Annotated in this window: 23 protein-coding genes; 4 read left to right on the top strand and 19 right to left on the bottom strand. The window is 54.8% G+C overall.

The genetic code is table 11. The annotated features are described in order from the left end of the window. Positions 1-158 precede the first annotated feature (158 nt). Genes coaE through yacG form a run of 3 tightly spaced genes read left to right on the top strand, consistent with a single transcriptional unit; the run spans position 159 to position 1,723 of the window. Positions 159-779 (top strand): dephospho-CoA kinase, encoded by a 621-nt coding sequence (gene coaE, locus ACLJNW_RS18670; RefSeq protein ID WP_001270913.1) that lies wholly within the window; start codon positions 159-161, stop codon positions 777-779. After that, positions 779-1,522, top strand: coding sequence for a cell division protein ZapD (gene zapD / locus ACLJNW_RS18665; protein ID WP_000557443.1), 744 nt, complete (start codon positions 779-781; stop codon positions 1,520-1,522). Before coaE ends, zapD begins: the two co-directional genes overlap by 1 nt. Before the next feature lie 9 nt (positions 1,523-1,531). Continuing rightward, positions 1,532-1,723, top strand: coding sequence for a DNA gyrase inhibitor YacG (gene yacG / locus ACLJNW_RS18660; protein WP_001286419.1), 192 nt, complete (start codon positions 1,532-1,534; stop codon positions 1,721-1,723). Here yacG and ACLJNW_RS18655 read toward each other — a convergent pair. Next, complete coding sequence (locus tag ACLJNW_RS18655) at positions 1,720-2,661, bottom strand: LysR family transcriptional regulator (protein WP_001622534.1); 942 nt, start codon at positions 2,659-2,661, stop codon at positions 1,720-1,722. The two genes, yacG and ACLJNW_RS18655, sit on opposite strands and share 4 nt — an antisense overlap. 85 nt (positions 2,662-2,746) lie before the next feature. Here ACLJNW_RS18655 and ACLJNW_RS18650 point away from each other — a divergent pair, with 85 nt between their 5' ends. After that, positions 2,747-3,736, top strand: coding sequence for an aldo/keto reductase (locus tag ACLJNW_RS18650; RefSeq protein WP_001200034.1), 990 nt, complete (start codon positions 2,747-2,749; stop codon positions 3,734-3,736). Between the two features lie 33 nt (positions 3,737-3,769). On the opposite strand, the gene mutT is transcribed toward ACLJNW_RS18650, so the two are convergent. The 18 genes from mutT to rsmH form a co-directional block, all read right to left on the bottom strand. Next, a complete protein-coding gene (gene mutT, locus ACLJNW_RS18645) occupies positions 3,770-4,165 on the bottom strand; it encodes an 8-oxo-dGTP diphosphatase MutT (protein ID WP_000736055.1) in 396 nt (131 codons plus the stop codon). Between the two features lie 151 nt (positions 4,166-4,316). Continuing rightward, positions 4,317-7,022 carry a preprotein translocase subunit SecA gene (gene secA / locus ACLJNW_RS18640; RefSeq protein ID WP_000905756.1) on the bottom strand — a complete coding sequence of 902 codons (2,706 nt, stop codon included), beginning with the start codon at positions 7,020-7,022 and terminating at the stop codon, positions 4,317-4,319. Positions 7,023-7,083: 61 nt separating this feature from the next. After that, positions 7,084-7,581: a secA translation cis-regulator SecM gene (gene secM, locus ACLJNW_RS18635; RefSeq protein ID WP_000014333.1), complete on the bottom strand. Its 498-nt coding sequence runs from the start codon at positions 7,579-7,581 to the stop codon at positions 7,084-7,086. A gap of 278 nt (positions 7,582-7,859) precedes the next feature. Continuing rightward, positions 7,860-8,777 (bottom strand): UDP-3-O-acyl-N-acetylglucosamine deacetylase, encoded by a 918-nt coding sequence (lpxC, locus tag ACLJNW_RS18630; RefSeq protein ID WP_000595488.1) that lies wholly within the window; start codon positions 8,775-8,777, stop codon positions 7,860-7,862. Positions 8,778-8,877: 100 nt separating this feature from the next. Further along, a complete protein-coding gene (gene ftsZ, locus ACLJNW_RS18625) occupies positions 8,878-10,029 on the bottom strand; it encodes a cell division protein FtsZ (RefSeq protein ID WP_000462785.1) in 1,152 nt (383 codons plus the stop codon). 60 nt (positions 10,030-10,089) lie between these two features. Further along, on the bottom strand, positions 10,090-11,352 hold the full coding sequence (gene ftsA, locus ACLJNW_RS18620; RefSeq protein ID WP_000588463.1) for a cell division protein FtsA: 1,263 nt from the start codon (positions 11,350-11,352) through the stop codon (positions 10,090-10,092). Next, positions 11,349-12,179, bottom strand: a complete 831-nt coding sequence (ftsQ, locus tag ACLJNW_RS18615) for a cell division protein FtsQ (RefSeq protein ID WP_000075728.1) — start codon at positions 12,177-12,179, stop codon at positions 11,349-11,351. Before ftsQ ends, ftsA begins: the two co-directional genes overlap by 4 nt. Before the next feature lies 1 nt (position 12,180). Continuing rightward, positions 12,181-13,101 carry a D-alanine--D-alanine ligase gene (locus tag ACLJNW_RS18610; protein WP_000763905.1) on the bottom strand — a complete coding sequence of 307 codons (921 nt, stop codon included), beginning with the start codon at positions 13,099-13,101 and terminating at the stop codon, positions 12,181-12,183. After that, positions 13,094-14,569, bottom strand: coding sequence for a UDP-N-acetylmuramate--L-alanine ligase (murC, locus tag ACLJNW_RS18605; protein WP_001096070.1), 1,476 nt, complete (start codon positions 14,567-14,569; stop codon positions 13,094-13,096). Before murC ends, ACLJNW_RS18610 begins: the two co-directional genes overlap by 8 nt. A gap of 118 nt (positions 14,570-14,687) precedes the next feature. After that, entirely contained in the window at positions 14,688-15,755 is a 1,068-nt protein-coding gene (gene murG, locus ACLJNW_RS18600) for an undecaprenyldiphospho-muramoylpentapeptide beta-N-acetylglucosaminyltransferase (RefSeq protein WP_000016619.1), read from the bottom strand. Then, positions 15,752-16,996, bottom strand: coding sequence for a cell division protein FtsW (gene ftsW / locus ACLJNW_RS18595; protein WP_001239803.1), 1,245 nt, complete (start codon positions 16,994-16,996; stop codon positions 15,752-15,754). The genes murG and ftsW overlap by 4 nt, the downstream gene beginning before the upstream one ends. Continuing rightward, entirely contained in the window at positions 16,996-18,312 is a 1,317-nt protein-coding gene (murD, locus tag ACLJNW_RS18590; protein ID WP_000796443.1) for a UDP-N-acetylmuramoyl-L-alanine--D-glutamate ligase, read from the bottom strand. Before murD ends, ftsW begins: the two co-directional genes overlap by 1 nt. Before the next feature lie 2 nt (positions 18,313-18,314). Beyond that, positions 18,315-19,397 carry a phospho-N-acetylmuramoyl-pentapeptide-transferase gene (mraY, locus tag ACLJNW_RS18585; protein WP_000964138.1) on the bottom strand — a complete coding sequence of 361 codons (1,083 nt, stop codon included), beginning with the start codon at positions 19,395-19,397 and terminating at the stop codon, positions 18,315-18,317. Next, positions 19,391-20,749, bottom strand: coding sequence for a UDP-N-acetylmuramoyl-tripeptide--D-alanyl-D-alanine ligase (gene murF, locus ACLJNW_RS18580; RefSeq protein ID WP_023204298.1), 1,359 nt, complete (start codon positions 20,747-20,749; stop codon positions 19,391-19,393). The genes mraY and murF overlap by 7 nt, the downstream gene beginning before the upstream one ends. After that, entirely contained in the window at positions 20,746-22,233 is a 1,488-nt protein-coding gene (gene murE / locus ACLJNW_RS18575; protein ID WP_023204299.1) for a UDP-N-acetylmuramoyl-L-alanyl-D-glutamate--2,6-diaminopimelate ligase, read from the bottom strand. Before murE ends, murF begins: the two co-directional genes overlap by 4 nt. Then, positions 22,220-23,986: a peptidoglycan glycosyltransferase FtsI gene (gene ftsI, locus ACLJNW_RS18570; RefSeq protein ID WP_000642235.1), complete on the bottom strand. Its 1,767-nt coding sequence runs from the start codon at positions 23,984-23,986 to the stop codon at positions 22,220-22,222. Before ftsI ends, murE begins: the two co-directional genes overlap by 14 nt. A gap of 15 nt (positions 23,987-24,001) precedes the next feature. Then, complete coding sequence (gene ftsL, locus ACLJNW_RS18565; RefSeq protein WP_000625651.1) at positions 24,002-24,367, bottom strand: cell division protein FtsL; 366 nt, start codon at positions 24,365-24,367, stop codon at positions 24,002-24,004. Then, complete coding sequence (gene rsmH / locus ACLJNW_RS18560) at positions 24,364-25,305, bottom strand: 16S rRNA (cytosine(1402)-N(4))-methyltransferase RsmH (protein ID WP_000970444.1); 942 nt, start codon at positions 25,303-25,305, stop codon at positions 24,364-24,366. Before rsmH ends, ftsL begins: the two co-directional genes overlap by 4 nt. Position 25,306 lies beyond the last annotated feature (1 nt).

Genomic DNA, 25,306 nt, shown 5'->3' with positions numbered 1-25,306 from the left:
TAATCATGGCCGTACAAGACTGCGAAATTCTCTTTTTTTACGTTACAATCCCATAAATTTACCTGGCGAATAGTAGGTTAATGCTCAGAGCGTATTGTCTTTGTATGTTTAAAATTTAACCTTTTGATTATCAAACTAAAATTCCGGAAGCTGGAGATATGAGGTATACCGTAGCCTTAACCGGCGGTATTGGCAGCGGTAAAAGTACCGTCGCTGATGCCTTCGCTGACCTCGGAATAACCGTCATCGACGCGGATATTATCGCGCGCCAGATGGTTGAGCCAGGGCAGCCCGCCCTGAACGCAATAGCGGAACATTTTGGTTCTGAACTTATCGCCGCCGACGGCACGTTACGTCGCCGGGCGCTGCGTGAGCGTATTTTTTCGCATCCGGAAGAAAAAGCCTGGCTTAACGCCCTGCTTCACCCCTTAATTCAGCAGGAAACCCAACGACAGTTTCAACAGGCTACGTCGCCCTATGTGTTATGGGTTGTGCCTCTGCTGGTTGAAAACAGGCTGTATCAAAAAGCCAACCGCGTACTGGTGGTTGACGTGACGCCCGAAACGCAGCTCATACGCACAATGCAGCGTGATGATGTTACGCGCGAGCATGTTGAACACATTCTCGCTGCGCAGGCGACGCGTGAAGCGCGCCTTGCCGTGGCGGACGATGTTATTGATAATAACGGCGCACCGGATGCTATCGCATCAGATGTGGCCCGCCTGCACGCCAGTTATCTTAAGCTCGCGTCGCAGTTTGTCTCACAGGAAAAACCGTAATGCACACCCAGGTCCTATTTGAACACCCTCTCAATGAGAAGATGCGTACGTGGCTGCGCATAGAGTTTTTGATCCAACAGCTCTCCATCAACCTGCCAATTGCAGACCATGCTGGCGCACTGCATTTTTTCCGTAATATCAGCGATCTACTGGATGTGTTCGAACGGGGCGAAGTCCGTACCGAACTGCTGAAAGAACTGGAGCGCCAGCAGCGTAAATTACAGGCCTGGGTTGAGGTTCCCGGCGTCGATCAAGACCGTATTGAAGCCCTGCGCCAGCAGTTAAAATCGGCGGGCAGCGTGCTGATCTCCGCCCCGAGGATTGGCCAGCAGCTACGCGAAGATCGCTTGATTGCCCTTGTGCGTCAACGCTTAAGTATTCCTGGCGGCTGTTGCAGTTTCGATTTACCCACTCTGCATATCTGGTTGCACCTACAACAGGCGCAGCGCGACGCCCAGATTGAAACCTGGCTTGCCAGCCTGAATCCCCTCACCCAGGCGCTGACGCTGGTGCTTGATCTGATCCGTAATTCAGCGCCTTTCCGTAAGCAAACCAGCCTGAACGGTTTTTATCAGGATAACGGGGACGACGCCGATTTGCTGCGTCTTATGCTGACGCTCGATTCACAACTTTATCCGCAAATTTCCGGCCATAAGAGCCGTTTTGCCATTCGCTTTATGCCGCTGGATAGTGAAAATGGTCTGGTGCCGGAGCGTCTTGATTTTGAACTGGCCTGTTGCTAAGGAGTAAAAATGTCTGACGTGACCGTCGTAAACTGTCCGACCTGCGGTAAACCGGTCGTCTGGGGGGAAATTAGCCCCTTCCGCCCATTTTGTTCTAAACGCTGTCAGTTAATTGATTTGGGCGAATGGGCCGCCGAAGAGAAACGAATCGCCAGCAGCGGCGACCAGTCTGATAGCGACGACTGGAGCGAAGAGCGCTAACAGTGATGGCTCTGTTGAGATGGCAATATCGCCTTATGACAAAAATAATCAATAAATACGCGTAGTTTTGGCGCCATATGCGCGCGGCCGGGATAATACAAATAAAACCGGTCCGCCGCAGGCAGCCACTCCTCAAGTACGGAACACAACCGCCCATCCTGTAAGTCTTCGTGGACATCCTGTTCAAAAACATAGGTTAGCCCTGCCCCATCACGCGCGGCGGAGAGACGCAACGCTTTATCATTCACCATTAACGCGGCTTCCGGCGTAATTTCCAGCCGTTGCGCTCCGTGAACAAACTCCCACCGATATAGCCCGCTCTCACGCGTAAAACGATGGCAAAGGCAGCGGTGATTGATGAGTTCCTGAGGGTGCAGCGGCGTGCCAAAACGCGCAAGGTATGCAGGGGATGCTACGATCGCCGGGCGTAAAACATCACCGAGCGGAACGACATTCATATCAAGTTGTACCGCATCGCCAAAGCGAATACCGGCATCAAAGCGTTCGTTAATTAAATCCACAAAACCGTCATTCACATCGATATCCAGCCGAATATCGGGATAATCGCGCATGAAACCGGCGAGATTAGGTTGTAACAGAAGCGTAGCCGCCGTGCGCGGTACGGTCAGGCGTAATGTCCCTCCGGGTATATCGCGGCTCTGGCGGGCATGTTCCATCGCCTCATCAATATGGTTTAATGCGGGCCTGATACTGGCAAGAAAGGCATGTCCTGCTTCTGTCAAACCGACACGCCGGGTGGTTCGGTTCAACAATTTCACGCCAAGTTCATCCTCCAGTTGACGCATATTCTGACTTAACGCCGATGTAGAAATATGTAACTGCGCCGCTGCCCGCGTGAAGCTATGGTTTTCAGCAATCATGCAAAAAGCATGCAATATGGACATCACATCATGACGCATTATTAAGCCAGCCTTCATAAACCATGCTTATTCCCCCTATTTTTCATCTTATACGCCAGGTATAGACTGCCTGCCATGCACAAAATATCCTCATGGAGGTAGTATGCAATATCGTACATTAGGCGCAAACGGACCGCGAGTGTCAGCCATCGGACTGGGATGTATGGGCATGAGCGCATTTTACGGCGCTCATGACGACAGCACCTCAATTAAGACGCTACATTATGCGTTAGATCAGGGGGTAACACTGCTCGATACCGCAGATATGTATGGCCCTTATACCAATGAAAGGTTAGTTGGAAGAGCCATCGCCGATCGTCGCGATCGGGTATTTTTAGCGACGAAATTTGGTATCGTTCTCGACCCTGCTAACCCTATGGCGCGTGGCGTCAATGGCAGACCGGAGTACGTTCGCCGTAGTTGTGAGCAAAGCCTGCAACGCCTGGGGGTCGATCATATCGATCTGTACTATCAACATCGCGTTGATCCATCAGTTCCCATAGAAGAGACTGTCGGTGCAATGGCGGACCTGGTGCGCGAGGGAAAAGTGCGTTATCTCGGGCTATCCGAAGCATCAACGCAAACGCTGGAACGCGCCCATAACGTTCACCCTATTACCGCGCTGCAAAGTGAGTATTCGCTTTGGTCCCGCGAAGCGGAAATTTCAGCACTTTCCACCTGTGAACGGTTGGGTATAGGATTTGTCGCTTACAGCCCGCTGGGACGCGGATTTCTGACCGGTACGATTAAAACGCCAGAAGATTTTGCTGCGAATGACTTCCGTCGCACAAATCCCAGGTTCATGGGTGAGAACTTCTCGCGCAATTTACGTCTGGCTGAAGCAATAAAACAAATGGCACGCGAAAAAGAGTGTACCCCCGCACAATTAGCGCTGGCCTGGCTGCTGGCCCGCAACAGGCACATCGTTCCCATTCCCGGCACCCGCCACTGCGCCAGGGTGGATGAAAACCTCGGCGCGTTATCACTGACCCTAAGCCCGCAGGAGCTGGCGGCAATTGAGGCGGTTTTTCCTCACGACGCCGCGGCCGGCCCCCGCTACTGGCCGGAAATTATGTCGACATTAAATCGCTAATAAGATCGATGGGGATCGTGTTGCGATCCCCCACTAAGGCGCAAATTGGCGTAATTTACGAATAATCGGTTCATTGGCCGGCGGAAAATCGTCCGTATTCAACGCGTTTTGCGCGATCCACCGTCCCGGCTGTCCTTCTTTCCCCCACGGTTCGCCCTCCCAGCGTTCAACCAGCCAAAACCACAGCGTAATGTGTCTATCCGGGAATTGATATTCCAGAGTGTCGAATAATGTCACCTGTGTTGGCGTAATCCCCACCTCTTCCTGTAGCTCCCGGATCAACGCCTGCTCTGGTGTTTCGCCGGCTTCAATTTTTCCGCCGGGAAATTCCAGCTTGTTCGCCATATGCGCATCAGCGGCGCGTTGGGTAATAAAAATTTCGTCGTTCGGGTTGCGGATAATCCCAACCGCGATTTGCAGTTTTTTCATCTTGGTGCATCCATAAAAAAGGCGCAGTCGCCTGCGCCTTTTTATCTGTGTTCAATGCCAGGCCGAATAAGCGTAGCGCCCTTCGGCAATAATGCCAGCACCGACCTGATGGCAACACATTATGTCTTATCAGGCCGGTAAGTTTATCGCATTAGCTCAGGCGACCGTGACACTGTTTGTATTTCTTACCGGAACCGCAAGGGCAAGGATCGTTACGTCCAATCTTACGTTCGCCGGTTTGGGCGGCCAGATCGGCAGCCACGGCGGCATCGTCATCCTGATGGCTTAGCTGCTGCATCTGCGCCAGGCGCTCCGCCTCTTCGCGACGCTGCATTTCCATCGCTTCGACCTCTTCAGGCATACGTACCTGGACTTTGCTCAGGGTACTGATCACTTCATATTTCAGCGATTCCAGCATCGCGGCGAACATAGCGAAGGATTCGCGCTTGTATTCCTGCTTCGGATCTTTTTGCGCATAGCCGCGCAGATGAATACCCTGACGCAGGTAATCCATCGCCGCCAGGTGCTCTTTCCACAGGGAATCGAGCGTTTGCAGCATCACGCCTTTTTCGAAATGACGCATCATTTCAGCGCCAACCACCTCTTCTTTACGCTGATACACCTCGATGGACTGCGCCAGGATGCGCTCACGCAGCGTCTCCTCATGCAGCTCCGGCTCTTTATCCAGCCATTCGGCAATCGGCATCTCCAGGTCGAAGTCGTTTTTCAGGCGTTCCTGCAAACCCGGGATATCCCACATCTCTTCCAGCGACTGCGGCGGAATGTAGGCGTCGATAGTCGCCTTAAAGACATCTTCGCGAATGCTGTTAATGGTGTCGCTCACGTCAGACACATCCAGCAGTTCGTTACGCTGGGTATAAATTGCACGGCGCTGATCGTTCGCCACATCATCATATTCCAGCAGTTGCTTACGAATATCGAAGTTACGGCTTTCTACTTTACGCTGCGCGTTAGCGATAGCTTTCGTCACCCACGGGTGCTCAATCGCTTCGCCCGGCTTCATCCCCAGTTTACGCATCATACCGGAGACACGATCGGAGGCGAAAATACGCATCAGCGCATCTTCCATCGACAGGTAGAAACGGGAAGAACCCGGATCGCCCTGGCGACCGGAACGGCCACGCAGCTGGTTGTCGATACGGCGGGATTCATGGCGCTCGGTGCCAATGATATGCAGACCGCCGGCAGCCAGAACCGCGTCATGGCGTACCTGCCAGTCCGCTTTAATCTGCGCAATCTGTTCTTCCGTCGGCGCTTCCAGCGCGGCGACTTCCGCCTGCCAGCTACCGCCCAGCATAATATCGGTACCACGCCCCGCCATGTTGGTAGCGATAGTGACCGCCGCTGGATAACCAGCCTGCGCAACGATGCCTGCTTCGTTGGCGTGGAATTTTGCGTTCAGGACGTTATGTTTGATGCCCGCTTTGGTCAGCTCTCTGGAGACCACTTCAGATTTCTCGATAGAAATCGTCCCGACCAGCACTGGCTGACCGTTCGCGGTACGCTCTTTAATATCTTCGATAATGGCCTGGATTTTTTCCGCTTCGGTCATGTAGACCAGATCCGGCAAATCTTTACGGATCATCGGACGGTTGGTCGGAACAACGACGGTGTCCAGCTTATAGATAGAGCTAAATTCGAAGGCTTCAGTATCCGCCGTACCGGTCATACCGGCCAGCTTTTCATACAGACGGAAGTAGTTCTGGAAGGTAATAGACGCCAGCGTCTGGTTTTCATTCTGAATTTCAACGCCTTCTTTCGCTTCTACCGCCTGGTGCAGACCGTCAGACCAGCGACGCCCCTGCATGGTACGACCGGTATGTTCATCAACAATGATGACTTCGCCGTCTTTCACAATGTAATCCACGTCACGGGTAAACAGCGCGTGCGCGCGCAGCGCGGCGGTGACGTGATGCATCAGCATAATATTGCCAGGCGAGTAGAGCGACTCGCCTTCATCCATAATGCCTTCTTGCACCAGTAGCTCTTCAATCAGCACCAGACCGCGTTCGGTCAGGTTAACCTGGCGCGCTTTCTCATCAACGGAGAAGTGGCCTTCGCCCTGGAAAGTGTCAGAATCTTCTTTCTCCTGACGAATCAGGTGCGGAATGATTTTGTTCACTTTTTTGTACATTTCCGAGCTATCTTCCGCCGGGCCGGAAATAATCAGCGGCGTACGCGCTTCATCGATCAGGATGGAGTCAACCTCATCCACCAGCGCATAATGCAGTTTACGCTGCACGCGCTCTTCCGGGCTGAACGCCATGTTGTCGCGCAGGTAGTCAAAACCGTATTCGTTGTTAGTGCCGTAAGTGATGTCGGCAGCGTAAGCTTCACGTTTGGCTGGCGCAGGCATACCTGGCAGGTTGATACCAACGGACATACCGAGGAATTCGAATAGCGGACGGTTGTTTTCGGCGTCACGCTGCGCCAGATAGTCGTTCACGGTCACCACATGAACGCCTTTGCCGGACAGCGCGTTCAGGTAGGCTGGCAGCGTTGCGGTCAGCGTCTTACCTTCACCAGTACGCATTTCGGCGATACAGCGATCGTTGAGCACCATACCACCCAATAGCTGAACGTCGAAGTGACGCATCCCAAAGACGCGTTTACTGGCTTCACGCACCACCGCGAACGCTTCCGGAATCAGGCTCTCTACGCTTTCGCCTTTTTCAATACGGGCGCGAAATTCGTTGGTTTTCGCTTTCAGTTCGTCATCGGAGAGTTTTTCCATCTCCGGTTCCATCGCATTAATAAGGCTGACGGCCTTACGCATACGACGCAGCGTACGATCGTTACGGCTACCGAATACTTTGGTTAATAATTTGATTAGCATAATAAAGTCTCAAATGCCCCGCGCCGCGGAGCTACAAATAAAGTAAAAGGGTCTTTTTTCGTTAGCTGAGACGTTGCGGACCGGCGCGGATACCCTGCGCCTGACTTATCCAGGCCGGGATGCTAAATGCGGTTTGTGGCGCAAAATACGCCAGGGAGAGGCGACGAACAATCGCCGGCGGCGTGCCCTCCTGCGTGAGCATCGCGCTGAGCGTATTCAGTAAGGCGATATGATGCGCCTGTAATGGCGACGGCGCGTCGGCAACGGGCAGCGTTTGCGGCGCCATTGCAAAAGAAAGGTGGCGAATCACCGTGCGAATAGCGTGCTGATGCCAGTAATCTACGGTGAAATTGGGACGACGGTTAGAGGCTTCTAACAGCGCAAAATGGCTAAAGTTAACTTTAGACGCGGTGCTGGCGGTCGTCCTTGCAGGCGTATTGGTTTCAGCGGCGTTACTGAGCGCGGGCAAACCAAAACTCGCCGCGACCATCCCTAATAAGAGATGCGGCCAGAAGTATCGTCTGCCTAACTGTCGCCAGCGCGTCAGTATTCCACTCACGTCATTGCCACCTGATATGCCCCTCATGGGCTTACGGAATCAAAACAATTTGCGCACAAATCTTATCATTAAAGCGTACGCGCTACAGCAGTAATGACGAGAAGCTAAGGTGAAAATCGGCTAAGAAAACAGCGAACGCGCCGTGTTTCCATTTAACCCTGTCAAAATGGCTGTATTAAGGAAAGCGCAGATAAAGGATAGTAAAAAAAACGACTGGCTCGCCTGGCCGGAGAGAGTGCCAGGTTAACCAGTCGAATTTTATACGACAGCGTATGTCGTTATGCCAGTACCGTCGAAGGCGCTTTGAAAGCCAACGGCAGTTCTGTGTCGTCCTGGAAGGTCACAAATTCCCAGGCTTCCTGTTTTGCCAGGACTGCCTGTAACAATTTATTATTCAATGCGTGACCGGATTTATACGCGGTAAACGCACCAATAATATTGTGACCACACATGAACAAGTCACCGATCGCGTCAAGCATTTTGTGACGAACGAATTCATCTTCAAAACGCAGGCCGTCTTCGTTCAATACGCGATAATCGTCAACAACGATGGCACAATCGAAGCTGCCGCCCAGGCACAGGCCGCGGGACTGCAGATATTCGATATCACGCATAAAACCGAAGGTACGCGCACGGCTGATCTGGCGCATGAACGCATCCGCAGAGAAGTTCATCGCGTAGCGCTGGCTGCTGGAATCGATCGCCGGATGGTTAAAGTCGATGGTGAAATCCAACGTAAAACCATTGTACGGTCTGAATTCAGCCCATTTATCGCCATCTTCAACCCGAACAGTCTCTTTGATGCGTACGAATTTTTTGGCGCAGTTCAGTTCATCAATACCGGCATCAAGCAGCAGGTAGACAAACGGAGCGGCACTGCCATCCATGATCGGGATTTCCGGGGCATTAACCTCAATAACGATGTTATCGATACCTAAGCCCGCCAGAGCAGCGTTCAGGTGCTCAACGGTTGAAATCCGTACATCATGCTCATTCACCAGACACGTACAGAGCATGGTATCACGCACAGATTTGGCATCGGCCGGGAAATCTACCGGTGGATTCAAGTCGGTGCGACGATAGATGACCCCGGTATTGGCCGGCGCAGGGCGTAATGTCAGGGTGACTTTTTTGCCGGTGTGTAAACCGACGCCAGTCGCCTGAACGATACGTTTAAGTGTCCTTTGTTTGATCATCGTATAATCTCGCCAAATTACCTATCCAACCGAAGTGTACTATACATTCGGCGGGCCAGTTTAGCACAAAGAGCCCAGAATCCCAAATTCCAGCTAATTCTTAATCAGCTTGCTTACGCAGGAATGCGGGGATATCCAGATAATCCGGCTCTTTCGCCGCCTGTGGTGTATTGTCGTTAACCACTTTCGCGACCGTTTTTTGCTCCTGCGTCAGCGGCGCCATACCGTGCTGCTGATAACGATCCAACACCGGCTGCTGCACCTGTTTATTGGTGACCAGAGTGATTTCAGGACGCTTGTCCATACCAATTCCAGTGGCAACAACGGTCACGCGCAGTTCGTCGTTCATATCCGGGTCCAGAGAAGTACCGATAACCACGGTGGCGTTATCCGATGCAAAGGCACGGATGGTGTTACCGACGGTTTCGAACTCATCCAGACGCAGGTCGAAGCCCGCAGTAATGTTGACCAACACGCCGCGCGCGCCGGACAGGTCGATATCTTCCAGCAGCGGAGAAGAAATAGCCATTTCAGCCGCTTCTTCCGCACGGTCTTCACCGCTCGCCACGCCGGAGCCCATCATTGCGTAGCCCATTTCAGACATCACGGTACGCACGTCAGCAAAGTCGACGTTCATCAGACCCGGGCGGGTGATCAGCTCTGCGATGCCCTGAACCGCGCCTTTCAGCACGTCGTTAGCCGCGCCGAACGCGTCGAGCAGGGAGATACCACGGCCCAGCACTTTCAGCAGCTTGTCGTTCGGGATGGTGATCAACGAGTCCACATGCTTGGACAGCTCGGTGATACCCTGCTCCGCAAATGCCATGCGCTTTTTGCCTTCAAAATTGAAAGGCTTAGTCACCACGGCAACGGTCAGAATACCTAAATCTTTTGCCACTTCAGCAACCACTGGCGCCGCGCCGGTTCCGGTACCGCCGCCCATGCCTGCCGCGATAAATACCATGTCTGCGCCTTCAAGCGCCGCACGCAGCGCTTCACGGTCTTCGTCCGCCGCGTTACGACCGACTTCCGGGTTAGCGCCAGCGCCCAGACCTTTGGTAATGCCGCTACCAATTTGAATGGTCTGGCCAACCGCCGTTTTACGCAACGCCTGAGCGTCGGTATTCACCGCGAAGAATTCAACACCTTCGATGCGCTCGCGCACCATGTGTTCAACAGCGTTACCGCCGCCACCACCGACGCCGATGACTTTAATCACCGCGTCGTTGGTTAGTTCCATAGGTTCAAACATAATCTCTCTCCGTCATGTGCCTGTCGCCTGAGGCCGTAATATCTGGCGGCCTCATAAAAATTAAAACTCTTTTCGCAGCCAGCTATTAAGTCGCTTGATCCACGAGCCAACTGATGCCGTAACACGTTTTTCCACTTCTGCTTCACCGTTTAAGTGGGACTCTTTCCCGTAGTGAAGCAATCCCACCGCCGTTGAGTAATACGGCTCCTGGGCATAATCCGTCAGACCGGTGATATTCAGCGGCGCGCCGATACGCACCTGCGTATGAAACACGCGCTGAGCGCAAGCAGCAAGCCCTTCGATTTGCGCCGCGCCGCCGGTTAACACAATCCCCGCCGCCAGGTGATGTTTTACCCCTTGTTGGCGAAGCTGTTCCTGTAATTGCAATATCTCTTCGTTGACCAGATTGAGCAGCTCGGTGTAACGCGGCTCAATCACTTCCGCCAGCGTCTGGCGTTGCAGGCTGCGCGGCGGACGCCCGCCTACGCTCGGTACTTCAACGCTCTCGTCTTTACCGACAATGGAACCCAGCGCGCAACCGTGGCGAACTTTAATGGCTTCAGCATCGCTCGGCGGCGTACCAAAGGCATAAGCGATATCGCTGGTCACCACGTTCCCCGCGTAAGGGATCACTTTGGTATGACGCAGCGCGCCGCCAGTATAAACGGCGATATCCATTGTACCACCGCCGATATCCACGACACAGACGCCCAGTTCACGTTCATCTTCCGTTAACACGGAATAACTGGCCGCCAGTCCGGCAAATATCAGTTGGTCAACTTTCAGACCACAACGTTCAACAGCTTTGACAATGTTTTTTGCCATATCGTTGTGGCAGGTAATCAAATGTACTTTCGCCTGCATACGCACGCCGGAAAGACCGACCGGATTTTTAATGCCTTCCTGGTAGTCAATGGCGTACTCCTGAGGAATCACATGCAGCACGCGATGTTCATCGCGCACGCGCACTGACTTCGCAGTATGCACGACGTTTTCCACATCTTCTTGCGTCACTTCCTCTTCGGAAATGGGCACCATACCAATTTCATTCTGACAGCTAATATGTTTGCCGGAAAGCGCCAGATATACCGAGGAGATCTGGCAATCGGCCATCAATTCCGCCTGGTCAATGGCGCGCTGAACGCATTTCACCACTGACTCAAGGTCATTCACCCCGCCTTTATCCATACCCCGCGATGGGCAACTGCCCACGCCAATGATATTGACCATACCGTCGGGCAGAACTTCCCCTACTAAAGCGGCAACCTTCGCGGTGCCAATCTCCAGTCCTACTACCAGTTTTCTGTCCGTCGCCTTGATCATTGTTGTTCTGCCTGTGCCTGATTCTGTTGCTGATTAGATTCCTCAGGGGGGAGCGGCGCCCAGCCAACTGCCGCACCTGAGTCATAACGCAAATCAACGTAGCTAATCCGTTTGCCATCGGTTTGCGCCTGCTGCTGTAAAACCGGATAGAGTTCTACAAAGCGAGCCAACCTTTTCATCGTATCGCCCCTGCCGAGATTGAGCTTAATGCCGTTATTAAGCGTCAATTGCCAGGAGCGACGTGCGGTCATCGCCGCTTCCTTTAGAGTGAATTTATCCTTAGCCAGCACCTGCCCCATCTCGCGGTATCCCTGCAACACTTCACTCGCGCTGCCTTCCGGGCCATACAACATGGGTAAAACCTGTTTGCCGATGCGGTCTGACGGCACGCTGAAGGTGTTCCCTTCAGCATCGACCATATGTTGATCATTCCAACGCGCAATCGGCACATATTCAACCAGATGAATCTTCAATTCATCAGGCCACTGTTTTCTGACGCTGGCCTGTTTAATCCACGGCAAACGCTCAATCTGGCTCTGGATAATGTTCACATCCTGCGTCATGAAGGTTCCCGGCGCGCCCAGAGCCAGTATCGCCTGACGGATATCATCGTTACGCGTGTAGTGACGCTCGCCGGTTAATACCAGCTTTGATAACGGTAAACGCTGCGCATCTTCCATCCACCCTAACACGACCCACCCGCTAACAAACACGGTGCACAGTACCGTCAGCAGGAATAAAATTCCTGCAAGACGCGTTCCATTATTGCGGCGTGAAGAAGGCGTCTCTTCATCACTGTTTCGCGTGTTCAGCGCAGCCTGCGACATATCAGTCCGCCAACTCCAGAATTCGTACCACTAACTGCGAGAAGCTCATTCCCGCCTGACGCGCCGCCATCGGCACCAGACTATGGCTGGTCATCCCCGGAGAAGTATTGGCTTCCAGCAGATAAAACTGACCATCGCTGTCCAGCATGACGTCAATACGCCCCCATCCCGTGCAGCCTAAAGCTTTCCATGCCTGCAGGACGAGAGACTGTAGCGCGGCTTCCTGGGACGCATCTAAACCGGCAGGGCAGAAATACTGAGTCTCATCAGAGAGATACTTCGCCTCATAATCATAGAAGGTTCCTGCCGGTTGGATACGAATTGACGGTAAAATTTCTTCGCCAACTATCGCCACTGTAAATTCCGGACCGCACAGCCATTTCTCAATCAGTATTTCGTCATCATGCTGAAAAGCCAATGATAACGCACCCTGTAAAGCATTTTCTTCTACTACTTTCGTCATACCGACGCTGGAGCCTTCACGGCTGGGTTTGACGATCAGCGGTAAACCCAGCGCCGAAATTCGCGCTTTTTGTTCTTCGCTAAGACCTTTTTCAAACTCAGCGCGCGTCAGCGCGACCCACGGCGCAACCGGTAAGCCTGCGCCCTGCCACAGCAATTTACTGCGCAGTTTATCCATGGAAAGCGCCGAGGCCATCACGCCGCTACCGGTATAAGGCAGGCCGAGCAGTTCAAGCATTCCCTGTAAGGTGCCATCTTCACCGCCACGGCCATGCAACGCAATAAAGACCTTCTGAAAGCCCATTGCTTTAAGCTGCGCGACATCGACCTCTTGCGGATCGACGGGATGCGCATTAATGCCGCCTTCACGTAGCCCGGCCAACACTGCCGCGCCGGAATTTAACGAAACGTCCCGCTCCGCAGAGGTTCCGCCCAACAGGACCGCGATTTTATCAGCCATGTTGCTCTTCCTCCTGGATTTGCGGCTTCAGCTTGATTTCAGATAAGTAACGCGCAATTTTGCCAACATTTCCTGCGCCTTGCACTAATATCAAGTCGTTACCCGTCAGCACCGGCGCTAACATTGTCGCAACCTGAGCCGGATCGGAAACCAGAATCGGGTCAATTTTTCCCCGATTACGAATCGTACGACATAAAGAACGGCTATCCGCGCCCGGAATCGGCGCTTCACCCGCCGGGTAAACGTCCAGCATCAGCAGCGCATCGACCTGGGTCAGCACATTGGCGAAATCGTCATACAGATCGCGCGTGCGCGTGTAACGGTGCGGCTGAAACAGCATCACCAGGTTTTTATCCGGCCACCCTGCTCGCGCAGCTTTAATGGTGGCATCTACTTCAGTCGGATGATGACCATAGTCATCCACCAGCATCGCCGTCCCGGCTTTACCATTCACCGGCTCAAGCGGGAACTCGCCGAGGAAGTCAAAACGACGCCCGGTCCCCTGGAAGCTTTCCAGCGCGCGCAGGATAGCGTCATCGGCGATGCCTTCTTCGGTCGCTACCGCCACTGCCGCCGCGGCATTCAGGGCATTGTGGCGACCCGGCGCATTCAACGTGACATGCAGATCCGGCATTCCCTGGCGCAACAGCGTAAAGTGCCCCTGCGGCCCTATCTGCTGATAATCTTCTACGCGGACGTCAGCATCCTCGCTAAAGCCATACGTCGTGGTCTGACGCCCCACCCGCGGCAGCAACTCGCGGATGACCGGATCATCGACGCACATTACCGCGCGACCGTAGAACGGCAGGTTATGCAGGAAGTTAATAAACGTCTGCTTTAAATTTTCAAAGTCGCCATGATAGGTATCCATATGGTCGGCTTCGATGTTGGTGACGATCGCGACCATCGGCTGCAAATGCAGGAAGGACGCGTCGCTCTCATCTGCCTCGGCAATCAGGTAACGACTATGGCCCAGACGCGCATGAACGCCTGCGGCTTTCACCAGTCCGCCATTCACGAAAGTCGGGTCCAGCCCCGCTTCGGCATAAATACTGGACACCATCGCGGTCGTTGTGGTTTTTCCGTGCGTCCCGGCAATGGCGATGCCGTGGCGAAAACGCATCAGTTCCGCCAGCATTTCCGCACGGCGAATAACCGGAATACGCGCTTCATGCGCCGCGACAATTTCCGGGTTATCCGCGGAAATTGCGCTGGAAACGACGACCACGCTGGCATCACGCACATTTTCCGGACGATGGTTAAAGAAAATCGTCGCCCCCAGGCTCGTCAACTGCTGGGTCACCGGATTCGGCGCTAAATCGGAACCACTGATCTGATACCCTTCATTGGCCAGAACTTCGGCAATACCGCCCATACCAGCACCACCGATGCCGACAAAGTGAATGTGCCGAACGCGACGCATTTCGGGCACGATGGAACGCAGTTTTGCCAGTTGTTGTGTATTCATTCTTTACGCCATTAACTCCAATACCCGCCATACTTCAAATTGCAGATGCGTTGGCTTGCCTGCAACCCAAATTATTGAGGGTAGAAAAACCCTGCGATGCAAAAGGCACCGCCACAAATTATGTCCGGGCAACCCGGCTGACTTCACTGGCGACGCGTTCGGTAGCATCCGGAATGGATACCGCGCGGGCACGCTCCGCCATGGTTAACAACGCCTCGCGCGACCACCCCGCCAGGGTGTCGGCGACAGCCTCTACAGTAAACTGCGGCTGCTCAAAAATCTTAGCTGCGCCGGCGTTTTCTAACGGCAGCGCATTCCAGTACTGCTGCCTGTCTTTATGCTGAAACGGCACGAATATCGCCGGTAATCCGGCGGCAGCGATCTCGCTCACCGTTAAAGCGCCGGAACGACATACCACCACATCCGCCCACGCATAGGCGGCGGCCATGTCATCGATAAATTCCGTTACCTTATGTTGCGGTTGTCCCGCCCCGGCATACGCCTGCTCTACCGTGTGCTGCGCGCCTTTTCCGCTTTGATGCCAGATTGTAACCGTATCGCCCAGTCTGGCGGCAACCTGCGGCATCGTCTGGTTCAGGACTCGCGCCCCCTGAGAACCGCCGACCACCAACACGCGAATCGGGCCGTCACGACCGGCCAGACGCACCTGCGGCAACGGCAACGCCAGTACGTCGGTACGCACCGGGTTACCCACCACTTCCGCGTTCGGAAACGCACCGGGAAACGCCTGCATCACCGTGGTCGCGATTCTGGCCAGCCACTGATTGGTTAGCCCGGCGATACCGTTTTGCTCATGCAAAACGACCGGAATACCCAATGACCAGGCGGCAAGACCGCCGGGGCCGGAAACATAACCGCCCATTCCCAGCACGACATCCGGCTTAAATCGCTTCATGATCGCCCGCGCCTGCCGCCAGGCGTTAAAAATCCGCAGCGGCGCCGCCAGAAGCGCTTTTACGCCTTTACCGCGCAGACCGGAGATCCGAATAAAGTCAATGTCGATGCCATGCTTCGGCACTAAATCCGCTTCCATACGATCGGCGGTACCCAGCCAGCGAACCTGCCAGCCCTGGGCCATTAAATGATGCGCAACGGCCAGTCCCGGGAACACGTGCCCGCCGGTACCGCCCGCCATCACCATTAACCGCTTCGGTTGACCACTCATCGAGAACCTCGTGTAAACGCCTGCGCTTTTTCCAGACGCGTTTCATAATCAATACGTAATAAAAACATAATGGCCGTCGACATAATCAACAGACTCGACCCGCCATAACTGATCAGCGGCAGCGTAAGACCTTTGGTCGGCAGCATCCCCGCGGCCGCGCCAACGTTTACCAGCGCCTGGAAACTAAACCAGATACCGATAGAACACGCTAAAAATCCGGAAAAACGGTGGTCAATCTCCAATGCCTTACGGCCAATCGACATCGCGCGAAAAGCGACGAAGAATACCATTAAAAGCGCCAATACCACACCGATATAACCCAGTTCTTCCCCAATAATGGCGAAGATGAAATCGGTGTGCGCCTCGGGCAAATACTCCAGTTTCTGCACCGAATTCCCCAGCCCTTGCCCCCATATCTCACCGCGACCAAAAGCCATCAGCGACTGCGTCAGCTGATAACCGCTGCCGAACGGATCTTCCCAGGGGTTCCAGAACGAGGTAACGCGGCGAATACGATACGGTTCGGCGAGGATTAACAGAATCACCGCCGAGATGCCCATCCCGATAATGGCGATGAACTGCCATAATTTCGCCCCGGCGAGAAACAGCATCGCCAGCGTGGTGACAAACAGTACGACCACTGTCCCGAGGTCAGGCTGCGCCAGCAGTAACACCGCCAGCACCAGAATCACGCCCATTGGTTTTAAAAAGCCGCGCAGGTTATTTCGCACCTCATCAACCTTACGCACCAGATAGTTCGCGAGGTAGCAGAACAGCGACAGCTTGGTAAACTCCGCAGGCTGAATACGCAGCGGCCCCAGCGCAATCCAGCGCGACGCCCCGTTGACCGAGCTCCCGACGACCAGCACGATAAGCAGCATAATGATCGACGCAATCAGCATCGTCGTGCTGTATTTTTGCCAGAAGGTCATGGGCAAACGTAGCGTGACCATCGCCAGACAAAATGCCAGGAAGATATAGAGCGCATCACGTTTGGCAAACAAAAACGGATCGTTCGCCAGGCGCTGCCCGACTGGCATGGAGGCCGACGTCACCATGACAAAACCAATCGCCGCCAGCCCGAAGGTCAGCCATAGCAGCGTGCGGTCATACATGATCAGACTGTCGGCGTCTTTATCGCGCGAAGCCATCACCCAGCCTTTAAGCGCCGCAAACAGCCAGGCCAGGAGGCCAAAGCCTGGTACGCGCGGCATTCTCAGACGGGGGAGAGATAAACGCATCAACCTAACTCCTTCGCCAGACGGGTAAAGACATCGCCCCGTTGCTCAAAATTTTTAAACTGATCGAGGCTGGCGCAGGCGGGCGACAGCAGCACCATATCACCCGGCTGAACGCGCGGCGCCAGCAAACGCATCGCCTCTTCCATCGTCTCAGTCTGTTGGGCGATTTCCGGACGCAGTGCGGCAAGCTGCGCGCCATCGCGCCCAAAGCAATACAGGCGGATACGATCGCCGGTCAGATAGCGCGCCAGCGGAGAAAAGTCTGCCGACTTACCGTCGCCGCCCAGCAGCAGATGCAGCGTACCGTCCACATGCAAACCGTTTAGCGCCGCTTCGGTACTGCCGACGTTGGTCGCTTTCGAGTCATTGATCCAACGTACGCCGTTATGCTCCAACGCCAGCTGGAAGCGATGCGCCAGACCGGTAAATGTCGTCAACGCCTTCAAACTGCTGGCGCGCGGCAGACCTACGGCATCCGCCAGCGCCAGCGCCGCTAACGCATTGGTATAGTTATGCTGACCGGAAAGCTTCATCTCTTTCACGTTCAGCACCTTCTCGCCTTTGACTCGCAGCCAGGTTTCGCCCTGCTGACGATTAAGGTGATAATCACCCATATTGACGCCAAAGCTGACGCAGCGCTCATCGGCCCCGCGTACCGGCATCGTCAACGCGTCATCGGCATTCACCACGCACACTTTCGCCTTCTCGTAGACGCGCAGTTTCGCCGCCCGGTACTGTTGCAAACCAAACGGATACCGGTCCATATGATCTTCAGTGACGTTGAGCACCGTTGCCGCCGCCGCTTGCAAACTTGAGGTAGTTTCCAGTTGGAAACTGGATAATTCCAGCACGTACAATTCGCGATCGGCATCCAGCAGCATCAGCGCCGGAAGACCGATATTGCCGCCAACGCCGACATTGACGCCCGCCGCTTTCGCCATCTCGCCCACTAAGGTGGTCACGGTGCTTTTGCCGTTCGAGCCGGTGATGGCCACAATCGGCGCCTGCGCTTCGCGGCAAAACAGTTCGATATCGCCGACAATTTCTACTCCAGCGCTGGCGGCAGCGCTCAGCGAAGGGTGCGCCAGAGCAATACCAGGGCTGGCGACGATTAAATCCGCCGCTAAGAGCCACTCGTCGTTCAGGCCGCCAACGTGACGCTCAACCTCTTGCGGCAGCTTATCCAGACCCGGCGGCGTCACGCGAGTATCCATCACCCGCGGCGTCACGCCGCGAGCGAGAAAAAAGTCCACGCAAGAGAGTCCGGTTAAGCCCAGACCAATAATGACGACGTTTTTGTCCTGGTAATCAGCCATGATTAACGTACCTTCAGCGTTGCCAGGCCAATCAGCACCAGCATCAGCGAAATAATCCAGAAGCGCACAATCACGCGCGGTTCCGGCCAGCCTTTCAGTTCATAGTGGTGATGGATAGGCGCCATACGGAAAATACGCTGTCCGCGTAGTTTAAAGGAACCCACCTGCAGGATGACCGACAGAGTTTCCACCACAAAGACGCCGCCCATGATCACCAGCAGAAATTCCTGACGCAGCAGCACGGCGATAATGCCCAACGCACCGCCCAACGCCAGCGATCCGACATCGCCCATAAAAACCTGCGCCGGATAGGTGTTAAACCACAAGAATCCTAATCCCGCGCCGACAATCGCCGTACAGACAATCACCAGCTCGCCCGCATGGCGTAAATACGGAATATGCAGGTAATTGGCGAAGTTCATGTTCCCGGTCGCCCAGGCCACCAGCGCAAAGCCGGCGGCAACGAAGACAGTCGGCATAATCGCCAGACCATCAAGCCCGTCGGTCAGGTTCACGGCGTTACCCGTACCGACGATGACAAAGTAGGACAGCAGAATGTAAAACAGCCCCAATTGCGGCATAACATCTTTAAAGAACGGCACCACCAGTTGGGTCGCGGGCGTGTCTTTCCCGACGAGATAAAGCGCAAAGGCCACGCCGAGCGCGATAACCGACATCCAGAAATATTTCCAGCGCGCAATCAGCCCTTTGGTATCTTTCCGCACCACTTTGCGGTAGTCATCGACAAAACCGATAATGCCGTAGCCAATCAATACCACCAGCACGCACCAGACGTACGGGTTAGACGGGTAAGCCCATAACAGAACGGAAATCACAATCGCCGTCAGGATCATGATGCCGCCCATCGTTGGCGTACCGCGTTTACTGAAGTGCGATTCCGGGCCATCGTTACGTACCACCTGGCCAAAAGAGAGTTTTTGCAGACGAGCGATCATACGCGGGCCCATCCATAAAGAGATGAACAGCGCGGTCAACAGGCTGACGATGGCGCGAAACGTCAGATAAGAAAAGACGTTAAAGCCGGAATAATATTTGACCAAATGCTCGGCCAGCCAAACTAACATGAACCTTTCTCCTGTAACGCATGAACCACATCTTCCATCGCGGCGCTGCGTGATCCTTTCACTAAAATAGTCATCATCGGTTGCTCCTGAAGCAGAGCGTGTAAACGCGCAATGAGCGCGGCTTTATCGGCAAAATGTTCGCCGACGCCGCTGGCGTGGCTGATAGCCTGACTGAGTTTTCCGGTGCTTAACACGCGATCAATACCCGCCGCTTTTGCGGCCTCGCCAACCTGGAGGTGGCACGCTTCGCTTTCTGCGCCCAGCTCGGCCATATCGCCTACCACCAGCACGCGGTAGCCGGGCATTTCAGAAAGGACCTGCACTGCGGCGGTCATCGAACCGACGTTGGCGTTATAAGAGTCATCCAGTACCAGTTGGTTTTCACTTAGCTGAATCGGGAACAGACGCCCGGGTACGGCTTTTAACGCCGCCAGCCCTGCTTTAATCGCCGTCAGCGTAGCCCCCACCGCCATTGATAAAGCAGCGGCCGCCAGCGCGTTGGCAATATTGTGCCGCCCCGGCAACGGCAGCAGCACATCAATGCTGCCCATCGGCGTTTGCAGGGTAAATTCGGTACCGTGTGACGTCACGTGGATATTCGCAGCGGTAAAGTCGCTGTTTGCCGCATTCGGCGAAAAGCGCCACACCTGACGATCGCCAATAATGCTTTGCCAGTTCAGCCAGTCATTATTATCGGCATTCATAATCGCGATACCGTTCTCAGGCAAACCGGTATAGATTTCGCCTTTCGCTTTCGCCACGCCGGCCAACGAGCCGAAGCCTTCCAGATGCGCCGCCGCCAGGTTATTGACCAGCGCCGCTTCCGGGCGCGTCAGGCTAACGGTCCAGGCGATTTCTCCCTGGTGATTAGCGCCTAACTCGATTACCGCATAGTCATAATCATGGTTTAAGCGCAGCAGCGTTATCGGCACGCCGATGTCGTTGTTAAAATTGCCTGCGGTATACAGAGTATTTCCGCACTGGCTAAGAATCGCGGCGGTCATCTCTTTGACCGAGGTTTTGCCGGACGAACCGGTTAACGCCACCACCCGCGCCGGTACCTGCATACGTACCCAGGCGGCCAGTTGGCCAAATGCCTGACGCGTGTCTTTTACAATCACCTGCGGGAGATCGATATCCAGAGGACGACTGACCAGCAGGGCGCCAGCGCCGTTCGCTTTTGCTTTATCAGCAAAATCATGCGCATCAAAGCGTTCCCCTTTCAGCGCCACGAACAGGCATCCCGGCGTCACTTTCCGTGTGTCGGTAATGACCGTATCGAGCGTGAGATCCGCCCCGCGGTGTTCGGCGCCAAGGACATCGGCAATTTTGCTGAGCGTTACGCTAATCATGCGATCACCCCCAGCAAACGCGCTGCGGTCACGCGGTCTGAATAATCAAGACGCTGCGTGCCGACAATCTGGTAATCCTCGTGCCCTTTACCTGCAATCAGCACGACGTCATTGTCTTTTGCCTGCATAATGGCATTGGTTACCGCCTCAGCGCGGCCTTCCATTACCCTGACCTGCCCGGCGTCCAGCATTCCGGCCAGAATATCGTTGATAATGGCGCGCGGCTCCTCGGTACGCGGGTTATCGTCAGTCACCACGACGATATCCGCGAATTCTTCGGCAATGGCCCCCATGAGTGGGCGCTTACCTTTGTCACGATCCCCGCCACAGCCAAAGACGCACCACAATTTTCCGGCGCAATGCAGACGCGCCGCCTGCAACGCTTTTTCCAGCGCATCCGGCGTGTGCGCGTAATCCACCACCACCGTCGGTTTGCCTGGCGCAGTGAACACTTCCATACGCCCGCAAACCGGCTGCAAACGCGCGGCGGTTTTCAGCAAATCCGTTAACGGATAGCCCAGCGCCAGCAGCGTCGCCAATGCCAGCAGTAAGTTGCTGACGTTAAACGCGCCCATCAGGCGGCTTTCGATTTCGCCTTCACCCCAACTTGAAGCAAAACGAATCGTCGCTCCGCGGTCGTGGTAGTCCACCGCCTCCGCTTTCAGCCAACGACCGTGACAGTTAGGGTTGATATGCCCTTCCATTGATACCGCGACCGCATCGGGTAGCGACGCCAGCCAGCGGCGTCCAACTTCATCATCGGCGTTGACGATTGCCTGACCGTGATGGTGGGTGGAATAAAGCATCCATTTTGCCGCCTCGTAATGCGCCATATCGCCATGATAGTCGAGATGGTCGCGGCTCAAATTAGTAAACACGGAGGCGGCAAATTTCAGCGCCGCCACGCGATGCTGCACCAGGCCGTGAGAAGAGACTTCCATCGCGCCGAAGGTCGCGCCCTGCGCAACCAGACTGGCCAGCACATGCTGAACATCCACAGCGGAACCGGTTGTGTTCTCCGTCGGGATCACTTTACCCAACAGTCCGTTACCTACCGTCCCCATCACTGCGCTGGTTTCGCCGAGCAACTGGCTCCACTGCGCCAGTAGTTGGGTGGTGGTGGTCTTGCCATTGGTGCCGGTCACCGCCACCAGACGCATGTTTTCAGATGGCTCATGGTAAAAGCGGCCCGCCAGCGCAGATAAACGCTCATTGAGCTGGCTGAGATAGACAACCGGTACGCCGTGCATTTCGCGAATCTCACCGTCGCTCGCCTCGTCTTTCGCCTCTGCAATAATGGCAGCTACGCCTTGCGCTATCGCCTGCGGGATATATCGACGCCCGTCCGCCTGATGACCCACCACTGCCACAAAGAGATCGCCCGCCGCAGCCACACGGCTGTCGAGCGTCATCTCTCGCAGTTCTCGCGCGGGTAGTCCAGCCACCCACGGAGCAAGAAGGTCGCGCAAATTACGATCTGCCACCTGTTCCCTCGCCTTGATTAATTACGAATTCATTTTTTTCGCCCGTTGCCAGCGCGTCCGGTTCGATGTTCATGGTGCGCAGAACGCCGCCCATGATGGCACCAAATACCGGCGCGGAAACGGCGCCGCCGTAGTATTTACCCGCCTGCGGATCGTTGATGACAACCACCAGCGCGAAGCGCGGCTGACTCGCAGGCGCGACGCCTGCGGTGTAAGCAATGTATTTGTTGATGTAGCGACCGTCCGGCCCCACTTTTTTCGCCGTACCGGTTTTAATCGCGATACGGTAGCCTTTAATCGCTGCCTTCACGCCGCCGCCGCCCGGCAGCGCCACGCTTTCCATCATATGCACCACGGTGCGTACGGTGGATTCAGGGAAGATGCGTTCGCCGGGTACAGGCGGATCAACTTTGGTAATCGACAGCGGGCGATAAATGCCATAGCTGCCGATCGTTGCATAGACTCGCGCTAACTGTAACGGCGTTACCATTAGCCCATAGCCGAAAGAGAAGGTGGCCCTCTCTATGTCGGACCACCGTTGTTTTTGAGGATATAAGCCACTGCGTTCTCCGACCAACCCCAAATTGGTCGCCTTTCCTAGCCCAAAACGTGAGTAAGTATCTACTAACGCTGAGGACGGCATCGCTAACGCCAGTTTGGATACACCGACGTTACTCGACTTCTGTAGAACCCCGGTCAGGGTTAATTCGCTGTAGCGCGCCACGTCTTTAATTTCGTGGCCGTTAATTCGGTATGGAACGGTATTCAACACCGTATTTTCGTTGACGATACCGCGCTGAAGCGCAGTCATCACCACCATCGGCTTAACCGTAGAACCCGGTTCAAACACGTCGGTGATGGTACGGTTACGCATCGCGTCTTTCGGCGTACCGGCAAGGTTGTTGGGGTTATAGGAAGGGCTATTCGCCATCGCCAGTACTTCACCGGTATTGACATCGACCAGCACCGCGCTACCGGATTCCGCCTTGTTAAACGCCACCGCGTTGTTCAGTTCGCGGTAAACCAGCGCCTGTAAGCGTTCATCAATGCTTAACGCCAGATTGTGCGCTGCCTGACTGTCAGTGGAGGAGATATCCTCAATCACGCGGCCATAGCGGTCTTTACGCACGATTCGCTCGCCAGGCTGACCGGTAAGCCACTTATCAAAGCTCTTTTCAACGCCTTCAATCCCCTGACTGTCGACGTTGGTAAAACCGATGAGGTGAGCGGTTACTTCTCCTGACGGGTAGTAGCGGCGGGACTCTTCACGCAAATGAATCCCCGGCAGTTTGAGTTTTTTGATGTAGTCCGCCATGTCAGGATTTACCTGGCGCGCCAGATAAATAAAACGCCCTTTCGGGTTGGCGTTGATACGGGCGGAGAGCTGATCGAGTGGAATATTGAGCGCAGTAGAAAGCGCTTTCCAGCGATCGCCAACGCTGATGCCGCCGGCGTCATGAACTTCTTTCGGGTCGGCCCAGATCGCCTTAACCGGTACGCTGACCGCCAGTGGACGCCCGGAACGGTCGGTAATCATACCGCGTGAGGTGGAGACTTCCTGAACACGCAGCGAACGCATATCGCCCTGACGCACCAGCATATCCGGGGCGATAATCTGTAGCCACGCCGCGCGTCCAAGTAAAAAAACCAGCGCCAGTAAAATACAGCCGCACAGCAACGCAAAACGCCAACTGATGAAGTTGGTCTGTTCTTCCTGGCGTTTCGATTTTTGCGTTTTTGCCGCTGCTTTCATGCGTCGCGTTTATCCTTATTTTTGCACTACAATATTTTCTTGGGACGGATCAACATGCTGCATTTGCAGCTTTTCCGTTGCGATCCGCTCCACCCGGCTGTGATCGCCGAGCGCATTTTCTTCAAGGATCAGGTTGCGCCATTCAATGTCCAATGCATCGCGCTCCAGAACCAATTGTTCACGCTGCGCGGTGAGTAAACGAGTATGGTGCGCCGTCGTGACCACCGTCACCGCCGTTAAAATGATGCAAATGAACAAGCAGAGTGGCAGCTTCCCGAACCGCAAAAGATCGTCACCGATCACGCCAGGCAAGGCATGGCGCTCGTTGCTTCCTATCGATCCCTTCACTTTGCTTAGGGCTTCTGTCACTCTGCTGATCATGCGTTCGTCCTCTCTGCGATACGCAGAACTGAACTACGGGCCCGAGGATTTTCAGCTACCTCTTTTTCACCCGGCATCAACTTGCCTAACGCTCGTAACTCACGACCGCCCAGTTTTTTGAGCTGCGCTTCCGTCATCGGTAATCCCGCCGGTACCTGCGGACCGCGGCTTTGCTCACGCATAAAGCGTTTCACAATACGGTCTTCCAGCGAGTGGAAACTGATGATTGAAAGCCGCCCGCCTGGGGCCAGTACGCTGAGCGAGCTTTTTAGCGCCTGCTCTATCTCCTCCAGTTCACTGTTTACCCAGATGCGCACCGCCTGGAAGGTACGGGTCGCGGGATGTTTGAATTTGTCTTTTACCGGGGTCGCCGCCGCAACCACTTCCGCCAGCTCTTTGGTGCGGGTCATCGGCTGTTCGCGATTGCGCTCAACAATGGCGCGAGCAATACGTTTGGCAAAACGCTCCTCGCCGAATGTTTTCAGCACCCAGGCGATATCCGCTTCCTCCGCCGTTTGTAACCACTCGGCGGCAGACTGGCCGCGCGTCGGGTCCATTCGCATATCCAGCGGACCGTCGCGCATAAATGAAAAACCGCGCTCCGCATCGTCAAGCTGCGGAGAAGAGACGCCAAGATCGAGAAGGATCCCGTCAATCTTGCCGGTAAGCTCGCGCTCGGCTACATAATCAGCCAGCGCGGAAAAAGGTCCATGAATGATGGAGAAGCGAGGATCATTAATGGTCTGCGCAACGGCGATCGCCTGCGGATCGCGATCGATCGCCAGCAAGCGCCCCTCTTCGCCCAGTTGCGAGAGGATCAGGCGCGAGTGGCCGCCGCGACCAAATGTGCCATCAATATAGATACCATCCGGACGAATATTCAGCCCATTAACGGCTTCATCCAACAGTACCGTAGTGTGTTTAAAATTTTCCATCATC

Origin of the sequence: Salmonella sp. SAL4457 (assembly GCF_046548235.1) — a bacterium.
Taxonomy (GTDB): domain Bacteria; phylum Pseudomonadota; class Gammaproteobacteria; order Enterobacterales; family Enterobacteriaceae; genus Salmonella; species Salmonella enterica.
This window is presented reverse-complemented; position numbering and strand designations above follow the sequence as displayed.